General features: G+C 72.4%; 12 protein-coding genes. 6 read left to right on the top strand and 6 right to left on the bottom strand.

What is annotated here, in order from left to right:
* Nucleotide 1 precedes the first annotated feature (1 nt).
* The 5 genes from AC07VX_RS07675 (at nt 2) to AC07VX_RS07655 (ending at nt 4,959) form a co-directional block, all read left to right on the top strand.
* Nucleotides 2-1,390: an L-serine ammonia-lyase gene (locus AC07VX_RS07675; RefSeq protein ID WP_493164161.1), complete on the top strand. Its 1,389-nt coding sequence runs from the start codon at nt 2-4 to the stop codon at nt 1,388-1,390.
* A 51-nt stretch (nt 1,391-1,441) separates the two neighbouring features.
* Entirely contained in the window at nt 1,442-1,612 is a 171-nt protein-coding gene (locus AC07VX_RS07670) for a hypothetical protein (RefSeq protein ID WP_493164159.1), read from the top strand.
* A 66-nt stretch (nt 1,613-1,678) separates the two neighbouring features.
* On the top strand, nt 1,679-2,479 hold the full coding sequence (locus AC07VX_RS07665; protein ID WP_493164157.1) for an NRDE family protein: 801 nt from the start codon (nt 1,679-1,681) through the stop codon (nt 2,477-2,479).
* Between the two features lie 31 nt (nt 2,480-2,510).
* Nucleotides 2,511-3,392, top strand: coding sequence for a polysaccharide deacetylase family protein (locus tag AC07VX_RS07660; RefSeq protein WP_493164505.1), 882 nt, complete (start codon nt 2,511-2,513; stop codon nt 3,390-3,392).
* Nucleotides 3,393-3,429: 37 nt separating this feature from the next.
* The gene (locus tag AC07VX_RS07655) at nt 3,430-4,959 is read left to right on the top strand and encodes a hypothetical protein (RefSeq protein WP_493164156.1); all 1,530 of its coding nucleotides are present in this window, start codon (nt 3,430-3,432) and stop codon (nt 4,957-4,959) included.
* A gap of 9 nt (nt 4,960-4,968) precedes the next feature.
* Here AC07VX_RS07655 and AC07VX_RS07650 read toward each other — a convergent pair whose 3' ends face one another.
* Nucleotides 4,969-5,985, bottom strand: a complete 1,017-nt coding sequence (locus AC07VX_RS07650; RefSeq protein WP_493164155.1) for a zinc-binding alcohol dehydrogenase family protein — start codon at nt 5,983-5,985, stop codon at nt 4,969-4,971.
* Between the two features lie 107 nt (nt 5,986-6,092).
* On the opposite strand from AC07VX_RS07650, the gene AC07VX_RS07645 reads away from it, so the two are divergent.
* The gene (locus AC07VX_RS07645) at nt 6,093-7,007 is read left to right on the top strand and encodes a LysR family transcriptional regulator (RefSeq protein ID WP_493164504.1); all 915 of its coding nucleotides are present in this window, start codon (nt 6,093-6,095) and stop codon (nt 7,005-7,007) included.
* Here AC07VX_RS07645 and AC07VX_RS07640 read toward each other — a convergent pair.
* The 5 genes from AC07VX_RS07640 to thiC are packed head-to-tail and all read right to left on the bottom strand — an operon-like array spanning nt 7,004 to nt 12,414.
* Nucleotides 7,004-8,551 carry a bifunctional hydroxymethylpyrimidine kinase/phosphomethylpyrimidine kinase gene (locus AC07VX_RS07640; protein ID WP_493164154.1) on the bottom strand — a complete coding sequence of 516 codons (1,548 nt, stop codon included), beginning with the start codon at nt 8,549-8,551 and terminating at the stop codon, nt 7,004-7,006. The two genes, AC07VX_RS07645 and AC07VX_RS07640, sit on opposite strands and share 4 nt — an antisense overlap.
* Nucleotides 8,548-9,336 (bottom strand): thiazole synthase, encoded by a 789-nt coding sequence (locus tag AC07VX_RS07635; RefSeq protein WP_493164152.1) that lies wholly within the window; start codon nt 9,334-9,336, stop codon nt 8,548-8,550. The genes AC07VX_RS07640 and AC07VX_RS07635 overlap by 4 nt, the downstream gene beginning before the upstream one ends.
* Nucleotides 9,337-9,540, bottom strand: a complete 204-nt coding sequence (gene thiS, locus AC07VX_RS07630) for a sulfur carrier protein ThiS (RefSeq protein ID WP_493164151.1) — start codon at nt 9,538-9,540, stop codon at nt 9,337-9,339. It lies immediately after the preceding gene.
* Entirely contained in the window at nt 9,533-10,531 is a 999-nt protein-coding gene (locus AC07VX_RS07625) for an FAD-dependent oxidoreductase (protein ID WP_493164150.1), read from the bottom strand. Before AC07VX_RS07625 ends, thiS begins: the two co-directional genes overlap by 8 nt.
* Nucleotides 10,531-12,414, bottom strand: a complete 1,884-nt coding sequence (gene thiC, locus AC07VX_RS07620; RefSeq protein ID WP_493164148.1) for a phosphomethylpyrimidine synthase ThiC — start codon at nt 12,412-12,414, stop codon at nt 10,531-10,533. The genes AC07VX_RS07625 and thiC overlap by 1 nt, the downstream gene beginning before the upstream one ends.
* Nucleotides 12,415-12,488 lie beyond the last annotated feature (74 nt).

Raw genomic sequence — 12,488 nt, 5'->3', positions numbered from 1 at the left:
CATGGCAGTGTCGGTCTTCGACCTCTTCAAGATCGGCATCGGCCCGAGCAGCTCGCACACGGTCGGCCCGATGCGGGCGGCGCGGCTGTTCGGCCTGCGCCTGCAGCACGATGGACTGCTCGACAAGGTCACTCGCGTGCAGGTCGTCCTGTACGGCAGCCTGGGCGCCACCGGCAAGGGCCACGGCAGCGACAAGGCGGTGCTGCTGGGGCTGGCCGGGCATGAGCCGGACACGGTGGACGTCGAGGCCATCCCGGCGCTGCTCGACGGCATCCGCGCCGGCGACCTGAACCTGGTCGGGCAGCACCGCATCGCCTTCGACGAGTCCAAGGACCTCGTCTTCAAGCGCCGCGAGACCTTGCCTTTCCACGCCAACGGCATGCGCTGCATCGCCTTTGACGCCGAGGGTCAAGAAACAGCCAACCGCGTCTACTACTCGGTCGGCGGCGGCTTCATCGTCAGCGACGAGGTGGCGGCGGACGGCAGCAAACAGAAGGTCATCGCACCCGACGTGACGGTGCTGCCCTACCCCTTCAAGACCGGCGACGAACTGCTGGCGCAGGCGAAGAAGTACGGCCTGTCGATCGCCGAAGTCATGCGCCGCAACGAGGGCCACTGGCGGCCCGACGCCGAGACCCGCGCCGGCCTGCTGAAGATCTGGGGCGTCATGCAGGCCTGCGTGCAGCGCGGCTGCAGGACCGAAGGCATCCTGCCTGGCGGCTTCAAGGTCAAGCGCCGCGCGCCCAGCCTGTTCAACAGCCTGATCTCCAACCCCGAGCAGGCCCTGCGCGACCCGCTGCAGGTGATGGACTGGGTCAACCTCTACGCGCTGGCCGTCAACGAGGAGAACGCCGCCGGCGGCCGCGTCGTCACGGCGCCCACCAACGGCGCGGCCGGCATCATCCCGGCCGTCCTGCACTACTACCACCGCTTCGTGCACGGCTCGAACGACGACGGCGTCATCGACTTCCTGCTGACCGCCGCCGCCATCGGCATCCTCTACAAGGAAAACGCCTCCATCAGCGGGGCCGAGGTGGGCTGCCAGGGAGAGGTCGGCGTGGCCTGCTCGATGGCCGCCGGCGCGCTCTGCGCCGTCATGGGAGGCACGCCGGAGCAGGTCGAGAACGCGGCCGAGATCGGCATGGAGCACCACCTGGGCCTGACCTGCGACCCAGTGGGCGGTCTGGTGCAGATACCCTGCATCGAGCGCAACGCCATCGCCTCAGTCAAGGCCATCAACGCCGCGCGCATGGCCCTGCGCGGGGACGGCACGCACTTCGTCAGCCTGGACAAGGTCATCAAGACCATGCGCGACACCGGCGCCGACATGATGACCAAGTACAAGGAAACGGCCCGCGGCGGCCTGGCGGTGAACATCGTCGAGTGCTGAACTCGCCCGCGAGAACGACTAGCATCCGCGCGACCTCTTCTCGGAGCCCCCATGAAACTCGTTCCCATGGCCTCGCTTTTCCTGCTGCTCACACTGGTTTCCGGACGAGAACTCCGCGTCGACAGCGGATCGTGGCTGCTGCTGTCCACCTTCGCGATGTCCTGCAGCGGGCTGGGTGTGCTGATGGGGCGGTTGGCGGAAAAACGGCGCCCCTCGGCCTGAGGCCGCACCTGAGGTAGTGCAGCTGGAAGGGCCCGCAGGCCTGCTGTTCCCTGAAATGCCCGGCCTATGTGCCTCGCCGCCTTCGCGCTCGACGCCCACCCCAACTTCCCGCTCGTCATCGCGGCCAACCGCGACGAGTTCTTCGCCAGGCCTGCCGCGCCCATGGCCTGGTGGCAGGCCGGCCAGGTCGAGCTGCTCGCCGGCCGGGACCTTGGCGCCGGCGGCACCTGGTTCGGTCTGACGCGTGCCGGCCGCCTGGCCTTGCTGACCAATGTGCGCGAGCCAGGCCGGCAGGTCGCAACGGCGCCCTCGCGCGGTGCACTGGTGGTGGACTGGCTGGCCAGCGCGCTGGATGGCCCCGCCTTCGCCGCGACGCTGGCGTCCGGCTACAACGGCTTCAACCTCGTCACGGCGGATCTGGCCCGGGACCGCTGGCACTGGATCAGCAACCGCACCGATGCGCCTCAGGCGCTCGCGCCCGGCATCCACGCACTGTCCAACGCGGCGCTGGACACGCCCTGGCCCAAGACGACCGGCCTGAAGACTGCCATCGCCGACGCGCTGGCACGGGCCAGGACGGCCGAGCAATTGGCCGAAGACCTCTTCGCTGCGCTGGCAGACACCACGCCCGCCGACGACGATGCCCTGCCCGACACCGGCGTCGGCCTGGCGCGCGAACGCCTGCTGTCGCCACGCTTCGTGCGCATGCCCGACCCGGCGCGGCCCGGCCTGGCTGCCTACGGCACGCGCTGTTCCACCGTGCTGATCCGCCAGGCCGACGGCCGCACGCGTGTCATCGAGCGCAGCGTCCGGTCCGAAGGCAGCTGGCTGGGGCCTGTCCTGCACACGCTGCCGGCCTGGCCCTGAGCCCCGGCCAGCCACAATCGCGGCGGTGAAAATGACGCCCCGCCTGCTCTGTGCCGCCGCCCTCGCCCTGGGCTTGGGCGCGCCCCTCGCCCAGCCATCGGTGCCGCCTGCACCGGCCTCCGCCGACAGCGCGGCAGTGGCGCATGCCGAGCACTCCCACCACCGCGCCATCGACATCCGCGCCGCCCGCGCCCGCGGTCTGGCGGAGCAGATGAACCAGCCGGCCGAGGCCGTCAGGCAGCGCTGCCGCTTCGAGTCCGACATCGCCACGCCACCGCCGCCCGGCGTCGTCAGCCTCAGCTTCGACGACGGCCCCGAGCCCGGCGCCACGGAGGCCATCCTGGCGCTGCTGGACAAGCACAAGATACCGGCCAGCTTCTTCCTCATCGCCGCCAAGGCCCAGCGCCACGCCGAGCTGGCGGCGCTCGTGAAGGCCCACCCGCTGGCGCTGGTGGGCAACCATTCCTGGTCTCATCCCAATTTCCACGACATCGCGCCGGACCGGCAGGCCAGCGAGCTGACGCGCAGCGACGCGGCGCTGGCCGCGTTGGAGGCGCCCAAGCTCTTCCGCTACCCCTACGGCAATGCCAGCTGCGAAGCCAACGCCCAGCTGCAGCAGTTGGGCTACCGCATCGTCGGCTGGCATGTGGACAGCTGCGACTGGGCCTTCGACAAGACCGGCAGCATCGACGCCCACGAGGCCAAGATCTGCGGCGTGGCCAAGTCCGACCGCGAGCACTTCGTGGACCATGTCGTCAGCGCCGTCAAGGCGCGCAACGGCGGCATCGTGCTGATGCACGAGATCCACCCCAACACGCTGGCCCAGCTGGACGCACTGATCCAGCGCCTGCGGGCCGAAGGCTTCGGCTTCGCGCCGCTGACCGACGCGGCGTTCCAGCCCTCGCTGCGTTGAGTGGGTGCCGGCCGCGCCGCGACACAATTCGCCCGCCGTGTCCGCCGCCCTCACCCTCCCCCGCCGACCGCCCCCCGACCCGCGCCAGCTGCAGCGCTGCCTGCTGTTGGCCGTGCTGCTGCATGTCTGGCTGGTGCTGGTCTTCGGCAATGCCACCGGCACGGCGGCGCCGGGCCAGGGCGTGTGGGGCAGCCTGACGGTGAAGCTGCTGGGTCGCAGCGGCGGCGAGCCCGGCGCGCCGCCGGGCGATCCGGCCGAGGCGTGGCGCGACAACGGGGCCCCCGGCAGCGGCGCCCGGCCACGCCAGGGCGGGCAGGTTCGCCCGGCCGACGCCGCGCCGCCAGCCACCGATCCCGGCGCTGCGGCACTCGGCCGCTGGAACCCGCGCGAGGTCGCACCCGAGGCATCCCGCACCGATGAGGTGTCGGCGGCGCCGCCCAGCACGGCAACGCTGGACTTGCCCGAGGGCTTCAAGCCCATCGAGCGGGAGCAGCTGACGACACCGATGCCGCGCAGCACGCCGCTGCCCACGCCGACCGCCGAGTTGCCCGCGCCTGTCGGCCGCCTGGAGGCGCGGCCCGAGGCGGCCGTCGCGGCCCTGCCGCCAGCCGCCAGCCTGCGCACAGCGGCCCGGCCTGCCGAGCTGCCGACGCTGCCCGCCGAACTGCCATCCGCCGTCAGCCGCCTGGACGCCGCGCCAGCGCCCGCCCGCGCGGCCACCCTGCCCCGCCCGGCGGAACTGCGCTCCGCCCCGGCGCCAGCTCCAGTGCCCACGCCCAGCACCGAGCTGCCGGCTGCGGTGCGGCGCCTCGAAAGCCCGGCCGAGACGGGCATCGCCACGGCCCTTCCGCGCCCGGCCGAGCTGCGTCCGGCGCCAGGCGCCGTCAGCAGCCAGCCCCTGCCCAGCAGCACGCCGCTGCCCGCCGCCGTGCAGCGGCTGGAAGCCACCACCGGCGCCGCTGCCGTCACGCCGCTGAGCCGGGCCGGCGAGCTGCGCACGCCGGCCACCACGGCCGCCACGACGAGCACGCCGCTGACGAACAGCCAGGACCTGCCCGCGCCGGTGCGCCGGCTGGAGTCGACCGACGGCGCCGACGGCGTCGCGCCCCTGCAACCGGCGTTGAACCCGCGCGCGGCCGCCCCATCGGCGGGCACGTCGACCCTGCCCGAGCTGTCCAACGCGCTGCCGGGCCAGGTCGGCGCGCCGGCCGGCCCCGCCAGGGGCGACCCGGGCGCCGATCCCTTTGCCGCGCCCAAGGCGTCGGCCGGCTCGCCGGACGCCGGCTCGCGCCTCGGTCCCGATCTGGCCGTGCCTCCTTCCGCCGCCGCCAGCGCACCGCGCGCGCCGTTGAACCTCTCCCTGCCGCGCGGCGGCGACATCGCCGCGCGCCGAGGCCCCGGCCTCATCGACATGCTGCCCCAGCCGCCCGAGCGCAAGTCCAGGCTGGAGCAGTCCATCGAAGACGCCGCCAACAAGGACTGCCGCAAGGCCTACAGCAATGCCGGCATCCTGGCCGCCGTGCCGCTGGCCATCGACGCAGCCCGTGGCAAGGGCTGCAAGTGGTGACCCGCAGCCTCAGAAGCCGCCGCTGAGCACCAGCTTGCCGCGCATGCGGCCTGACTCCACCAGCGCATGCGCGTGCCGCAGATTGGCCGCGTTGATGGGGCTCAGGCGCTCGCTGACCGTGCTGCGCAGCCGCCCCTGGTCCACCAGGGCCGCCATGCGCGCCAGCAGCCGGCCCTGCTCGGTGATGTCTGCCGTGCCGAACATCGAGCGGGTGAACATCATTTCCCAGTGCAGCGACAGCGCCTTGCGCTTGAGCAGCGTCACGTCCAGCGGCGTGGCGGGGTCGTCGATGAGGCCGATGCGGCCTTGCGGCGCGGCCGCATCGATCAGGGCTTCCCAATGCTGGTCGGTGTGCGTCAGGCTGGCCACGTATTCGACCTCCGCCACGCCGGCCACCACCAGTTGCGGGCGCAGCGGCTGGCCGTGGTCGATGACGGCGTGGGCGCCCAGATCCTTCACCCAGGCCTGGGTCTCGGGCCGGCTGGCCGTGCCGATGATGCGCAGCTGGGTCAGTTCGCGGGCCAGCTGCACGAGGACGGAGCCCACGCCGCCGGCGGCGCCGGTGACGAGCAGGCTCCGGCCCGCGCCGCCTCCCTCGGCCACGCCCAGGCGGTCGAACAGCAGCTCCCAGGCCGTGATGGCCGTCAGCGGCAGGGCCGCGGCCTCGGCGTCGCCCAGGGTGCGCGGCGCCAGCGCGGCGATGCGGTGGTCCACCAGTTGCAGCTCGGCATTCGAACCCGGGCGGTTGATGGCGCCGGCGTACCAGACGCGGTCCCCGACGGCAAAGCCCGCCACCGCCGGCCCCAGGGCTTCGACGGTGCCGACGGCGTCCCAGCCCAGCACTTCGGGGTGGTCAGGCTGCGGCGCGCGGCTGCGGCGCACCTTGGTGTCGACCGGGTTGACCGACACGGCCGACACGCGCACCAGCAGGTCGCGCGGGCCCTGCTCGGGGGCGGCCAGCGTCAGATCGACGAGCGATTCCGGGTGGTGGATGGGCAAGGATTGGCGATAGCCGACGGCTTTCATGGCGGGCGTCCTTTCGGGAGGCGTTCAACGATGGCCGTCATGGTGGCGCCCGGCATTCAATCCACAAAGACTAGGATTGGCGAATCAGTTTCATTGCAAACGTGAAGATGGATCGACTTGCGCCGCTGCAGCTCTTCGTCGCCGCCGCCGAGGCCGGCAGCTTCTCGGCCGCTGCGCGCCGGCTGGACCTCGGCCCGGTGCAGGCCAGCGCCACCGTCGCCCGGCTGGAACGCGAGCTGGGCGTGCGCCTGTTCGAACGCTCGACGCGCCGGCTGCGCCTGACCGACGCCGGCGAGCAATGGCTGCCCCATGCCCGCCAGCTGCTGGCGGCCTGGGAGGACGGCCAGGCCGCGCTGCTGGCCGCGGCCGGCGAGGCACGGCCGCTGAGCGGCCGGCTGCGCATCAGCCTGCCCAGCGACATCGGCCGCCAGCACCTGTGGCGCTGGATCGAGGACTTCGCGGCCGCCGAGGCCGATGCGGGGCTGCAGTTGGAACTGCGCATCAGCGACCGACTGACCGACCTCGTGCAGCAACCCGTGGACTACGCGGTGCGCTACGGCGAGCCGCCGGACTCCAGCCTCGTCGCGCTGCCGCTGGCACCGGCCAACCGGCGCGTGCTGTGCGCCAGCCCGGCCTACATCGCCCGGCACGGCCGCCCGCTGGCGCCGGCTGATCTGCGTGGCCACGACTGCCTGCGCTATGTGCTCGGCGACGCCTTGCATGGCCGCTGGCGTTTCTCCTCGGCGGGGGGCGAGACCCAGGCCGTCGAAGTGACGGGCCGGCGTATCGCCGACGACGGTGGCCTGGTGCGCGAATGGGCCTTGGCCGGGCTGGGCATCGCCTACAAGAGCGGGCTGGATATCGCCGCCGACCTCGCTGCCGGACGGCTGGTTCCCCTGCTGCCAGGCTGGCTGGGCGAAGCGGCGCCGCTGCACTGGATGGCCGTCGGCCGGCACCGGCTGACGCCTGCACTGCGGCGGCTGGCCGCCCAACTGCGCGAGCGCTGCGAGGCGCTGGCCTAAAGGCTGGGCTGGGGCCAGCCGGCGTCACCGGCCCTGGGCATGGCGGCCCCGTGGTGCCAGGCGTCCAACCAGTCGGACACCGACGTTTCGCCGCCCGGCGCCAGCCCCCGAACGACACAGCCGGCGCTGGCGCCGCTGGCCGCGATGCGGGCCAGTTGCCAGGTCTCCAGCACGCCGCCGATGCCGACGACCGGGGCCGGTGCCATTGCGGCCCACCAAGCCAGGTTGCCCAGGCCCTGTGGCCGCCAGGGCATGGCCTTGGTGAGCGTCGGCCAGACGGGTCCGCAGGCGATGTAGTCGGGCGCCCAGGCCGCGGCGCGGGCCAGTTCCCACAGGCTGTGCGAACTCAGGCCCAGGCGCAGGCCAGCATCGCGGGCGTCGGCGAGGTCTCGGCGGTCCGCGGGCGACAGCGCGAGCAGGTCCTCCTGGCCCAGATGGACGGCGTCGACGCCGAGCGCCAGCGCCTCGCGCCAATGGTCGTTGACAACGAGGGTGGCGCCCGCTGGGCGGCGGGCCGCCGCGATCTCGGTGCGCAGCCGCGCCTGCCAGGCCATGTCGTCCTCGGCCGCCGCGCGCTTGACGCGCAGTTGCACCGTCTGCAGGCCGGCTCCGAAAAGCCGGGCCGCGTGCGAGCCGCTGTCGGTGATGCCGTAGACGCCTTCGACCTGCGCCGGCCCGCGGCGAGGCGTGGGCCAGGCGGGCGGCGGCGTCCCGTCGTCGAACAGCGCGGGCAGCAGGCCGGGCTCGGCGATGAAGCCGGGCCGCGGGCGCACAGGCCCGGCACCGCCCCCGGGTGAGGGGTGCGGGTCGCCGAGGCCCGAGGTCGTCAGCATCTTGGCGATGACCGCCGCGTCCGCCGCGACGAAGCCATGCGCCAGCGCGCTGGCCAGGGCGGTCGCGAAGCAGCAGCCCGTGCCGTGGTTGTTCTGCGCCTCACGGCGCGGCAGGGCCAGCCAACCCCGGGCGTGCCCGGTGGCCAGCCAGTCCAGGGCCAGCGGCCCGGCGTCATCACCACCGGTAATGCAGGCGCCGGCCGCCCCCAGGGCCTGCAATGCGCGCGCCTGATCCGGCGCCGGCCCCACGCCCACCAGGCGCTCGGCCTCGCGGCGGTTGGGGGTCACGACAGTGGCGCGCGGCAGCAGCTCCTCCCGGTAGGCGCGCACGAGCGCCTCATCGGCCAGGCTGGCACCCGTGGAGGCCCGCAGCACGGGGTCGACGACCAGGGCCACCGGCGTCCGCTCGCGCAGGCGATCGACCCAGCGCGTGACGACGCGCAGCTGCTCGACGCCGCCGAGCAGGCCGGTCTTGACGGCCAGCGGCGGCAGATCGTCGGCTAGCGCCGCGAGCTGGGCGTCGAGCTGCCCGGCGGCCACCGGGAAGACGGCCTGCACGGCGACGCTGCTCTGCGCCGTCAGCGCCGCGGCGATGGGGCAGAGGTGCACGCCCGCGGCGTCGGCCGCGCGCTGGTCGGCCGACAGGCCGGCACCGCCGCCGCTGTCCAGGCCGGCGATGCTCCAGATGATGGGGGGCTTGCCGGAGTTCATGCGATGAGGAAGGGGCGTCCGCCCACCGGCGTGCTGGCCACGGCCATGTCTTGCCGGGCCATGACGCCGGCCTCGAAGCCGAGGCGCCCGGCCGTGACGGTCTGGCCGAAGGCGGCAGCCATGCGGATGGGATCGCCGGCATGGGCGACGGCGGAGTTCAGCAGCACGCCATCGAAGCCCAGCTCCATGGCCTGCGCCGCATGCGAGGGCGCGCCGATGCCGGCGTCCACGATCAGCGGCACGCCGGGCAGGCGCTCGCGCAGTGTGCGCAGCGCGAAGGGGTTCAGCAGGCCCTGGCCCGAGCCAATGGGTGCGCCCCAGGGCATCAGCAGCTCGCAGCCCGCGTCCAGCAGACGGCGGCAGGTGACGAGGTCGTCGGTGCAGTAGGGGAAGACCTGGAAGCCGTCCTTCACCAGCTGCTCGGCGGCCGCGACCAGCTCCCAGGGATCGGGCTGCAGCGTGTACTCGTCGCCGACGACTTCGAGCTTGACCCAGGGCGTGTCGTACAGCTCGCGGGCCATGTGCGCCAGCGTGATGGCCTCCTGCGCGGTGCGGCAGCCGGCGGTGTTGGGGAGCAGGTGGCCGCCGCCGAGCTTCAAGGTCTCGCGGATGGCGGCGACGAAGCCGTTGTCGCCAGCCGCCGCCAGCGTGCGCTTCAGGCCGACGGTCAGCACCTGGGCGCCGCTGGCGCGGGTGGCCTGGCGCAGCACCTCGGGTGAGGGATAGCCGGCGGTGCCGAGCAGGAAGCGGCTCGTGAGCGTTCGGCCGTAGAGGGTCCAGGTCATTCAGCCTCCTGTGATCGGTTGGATGAGCGTCAGTTCGTCGCCCGGCTGGATCAGCGTCGCCTCGCGCCGAGCGCGCGGTACGAAGACGCCGTTGAGGGCCGTGGCGACGTCATGCGGTGCCCGGCCCTGTTCGGCCAGCAGCAGGGCCACGCTCAGGCCCTCGCGCCAGGGCCGGGGTTGGTGGTTCAGCGTGAACTCAGACATGTCGAAGTGCCTTCTCTGCCAGCGCCGGCGCCAGCAGCCAGCCGTGGCGGAACAGCCCGTTGATGCGCAGCAGGCCGGGTTCGTGATGGACGCACGGCCGGTGGTCCGGCAGCGCCGGGCGCAGGTTGGTTTCCATGTGGACGATGCGCGCCTCGGCCAGACCGGGCAGCACGCTGTGAGCGGCGGCCATCAGCTCGACGGCGCTGCGCAGGCTGACGGGCGAGCGGTCCTCGCTCTCCACCTCCGACGCACCGACGACGATGACATCGCCCGGCCGCGGCACGAGGTAGACGCGGTGGCGCGGGTGCATCAGCCGCACCGGCCGGCCCAGCCCCACACCGGGCGCGTGCAGCCACAGGATCTCGCCGCGCACGCCGCGCAGCGCGGGCAGGTCGGGCTTGGCGCCGAGGCCACGGGTGTCGATGACGAGATCGGCGTCCAGCCACTGGCCGTCGTCCAGCGCCAGCCGGCACGGCTGCACGGCGACGGCGCTGCGGCCCCAGAACCAGTCGACGCCGGACGCGCTCTCGGCCAGCGCTGCCAGCAGTTCGCGCGGCAGCAGCTGGCCCTCGCCGGGCAGCAGCCAGGCCTTGAGGTCGGGGGCCAGATCGGGTTCCAGGGCCGCCAGCGCGGCGCGGTCCAGCGGCTGCGGGCCATCGGGCATGCGGGCCAGCACGCGCTGCGCAGCGCCCAGGTCGCTGCCGTGGGCCAGCAGCAGGCTGCCACACGTGCGCACGAGGTCGGGCCGGCCCAGCGCCTCGGCGATGGCGGGCCACAAGGCCAGTGACCGCCAGCCCAGGTCGGCGATCTCCGGCTCCGCATGCTCGCGCTCGGCCAGCGGGCTCAGCATGCCCGCCGCCGAGAAGCCGGCCGCGGCGGACTCGCGCGGCCCGGCGGCCGGGTCGGCCACCGTGACGCGATGCCCGGCCCGCGCCAGCTGCCAGGCCAGCAGCCGGCCCATGACGCCGGCGCCTGCAATGGCGATGTCCATCAGGCTTGAGGCTTGATGGGGATGTAGAACTCGCCGCCCGCGGCCTTGAACTCGGCAGACTTCTGCGCCATGCCGTCGGCCACGACATCGGCCGCCTCCAGGCCTTGCGAAGCCGCGTAGTCGCGCACGTCCTGCGTAATCTTCATGGAGCAGAACTTCGGGCCGCACATGGAGCAGAAGTGGGCCTCCTTGGACGAGTCCTTGGGCAGCGTCTCGTCGTGATAGTCGCGCGCGGTGTCGGGATCCAGACCGAGGGCGAACTGGTCGTTCCAGCGGAATTCGAAGCGCGCCTTGCTCATCGCGTCGTCGCGGGCACGCGCGCCGGGATGGCCCTTGGCGATGTCGGCCGCATGCGCCGCGATCTTGTAGGCGATCAGGCCCTGCTTCACGTCGTCGCGGTCGGGCAGGCCCAGGTGCTCCTTGGGCGTCACATAGCAGAGCATGGCCGTGCCCATCCAGCCGATCATGGCCGCGCCTATTGCAGAGGCGATGTGGTCGTAGCCGGGGGCGATGTCGATGGTCAGCGGCCCCAGCGTGTAGAACGGCGCCTCGTGGCAGTGCTTCAACTGCTCGGCCATATTGGCCTGGATCAAATGCATGGGCACGTGGCCCGGGCCTTCGATCATGGTCTGCACGTCGTGCTTCCACGCCACCTTGGTCAACTCGCCCAGGGTGCGCAGCTCGGCGAACTGGGCCTCGTCGTTGGCATCGGCGCCGCTCCCGGGGCGCAGGCCGTCGCCCAGCGAGAAGGTCACGTCGTAGGCCCTCATGATTTCGCAGATCTCTTCGAAGTGCGTGTACAGGAAGTTCTCGCGGTGGTGGGTGATACACCACTTGGCCAGGATCGAGCCGCCGCGCGACACGATGCCGGTGCGGCGCTTGGTGGTCAGGTGGATGAAGGGCAGGCGCAGGCCGGCGTGGATGGTGAAGTAGTCGATGCCCTGCTCGGCCTGCTCGATCAGCGTGTCGCGGAAGATGGCCCAGCTCAGGTCCTCGGCCACGCCACCGACTTTTTCGAGTGCCTGGTAGATAGGTACGGTGCCGATGGGCACGGGCGAGTTGCGCACGATCCAGTCGCGCGTGGTGTGGATGTTGCGGCCGGTGGAAAGGTCCATCACCGTGTCCGCGCCCCAGCGGATGGACCAGACCAGCTTCTCGACTTCCTCTTCGATGCTGGACGTGACGGCCGAGTTGCCGATGTTGGCGTTGACCTTAACGAGGAAGTTGCGGCCGATGATGGTCGGCTCCAGCTCCGTGTGGTTGATGTTGGCGGGGATGACCGCGCGGCCACGGGCGATCTCGTCGCGCACGAACTCTGGTGTGATGACATCGGGAATGGCGGCACCCAGAGAATCGCCGCGCAGGCGCTGCTCGCGCTCGGCGTCACCCAGGTAGTTGCGCATCCACTCGCGCTTGCCGTTCTCGCGCAGCGCAACGAACTCCATCTCCGGCGTGACGATGCCGCGGCGGGCGTAGTGCAGCTGGCTGACATTGGCACCATGCACTGCGCGGCGCGGTTGGCGCTGCAGGGCTGCGGCCTCGGCGCGGAGCTGGGCGATGCGCTCGTTGTCCTCCTTGCCGCCATCGTCCAGCGCGACGCGCGTGCGGCCGACATAGGCCTCGGTATCGGCGCGGTCTGTGACCCAGCCGGCGCGAATGGGCGGCAGGCCGCGGCGCACGTCGATCTGGGCGCCGGGGTCGGTGTAGGGGCCGGAGGTGTCGTGCACGACGACAGTTTCGCCATTCGTCAGCGCGATCTCGCGCATCGGCACGCGCACATCCGGCCGGCTGCCGGTGATGTAGGCCTTGGTCGACGCGGGAAAGGTTTCGCGCGTCAGCGACAGGCGCTCGTCGAGCGAGAAGTGTTTTTCGGGGGCGTTCAAGGCGGTCTCCTGGAGCAGTGGGTCGGTTGCTCCGTGGCCGCCTGTGTGGACGCAGGCGAGGGTGGCCCCTCGCC

The organism is Roseateles sp. GW821-FHT03B02, assembly GCF_059421025.1.
This window is presented reverse-complemented; position numbering and strand designations above follow the sequence as displayed.

Excerpts from the sequence above, each read along its gene's own strand:
- AC07VX_RS07675 (WP_493164161.1), top strand. The coding sequence starts at position 2 with ATGGCAGTGTCGGTCTTCGACCTCTTCAAGATCGGCATCGGCCCGAGC.
- AC07VX_RS07670 (WP_493164159.1), top strand. The coding sequence starts at position 1,442 with ATGAAACTCGTTCCCATGGCCTCGCTTTTCCTGCTGCTCACACTGGTT.
- AC07VX_RS07665 (WP_493164157.1), top strand. The coding sequence starts at position 1,679 with ATGTGCCTCGCCGCCTTCGCGCTCGACGCCCACCCCAACTTCCCGCTC.
- AC07VX_RS07660 (WP_493164505.1), top strand. The coding sequence starts at position 2,511 with ATGACGCCCCGCCTGCTCTGTGCCGCCGCCCTCGCCCTGGGCTTGGGC.
- AC07VX_RS07650 (WP_493164155.1), bottom strand. The coding sequence starts at position 5,985 with ATGAAAGCCGTCGGCTATCGCCAATCCTTGCCCATCCACCACCCGGAA.
- AC07VX_RS07645 (WP_493164504.1), top strand. The coding sequence starts at position 6,093 with ATGGATCGACTTGCGCCGCTGCAGCTCTTCGTCGCCGCCGCCGAGGCC.
- AC07VX_RS07640 (WP_493164154.1), bottom strand. The coding sequence starts at position 8,551 with ATGAACTCCGGCAAGCCCCCCATCATCTGGAGCATCGCCGGCCTGGAC.
- AC07VX_RS07635 (WP_493164152.1), bottom strand. The coding sequence starts at position 9,336 with ATGACCTGGACCCTCTACGGCCGAACGCTCACGAGCCGCTTCCTGCTC.
- thiS (WP_493164151.1), bottom strand. The coding sequence starts at position 9,540 with ATGTCTGAGTTCACGCTGAACCACCAACCCCGGCCCTGGCGCGAGGGC.
- AC07VX_RS07625 (WP_493164150.1), bottom strand. The coding sequence starts at position 10,531 with ATGGACATCGCCATTGCAGGCGCCGGCGTCATGGGCCGGCTGCTGGCC.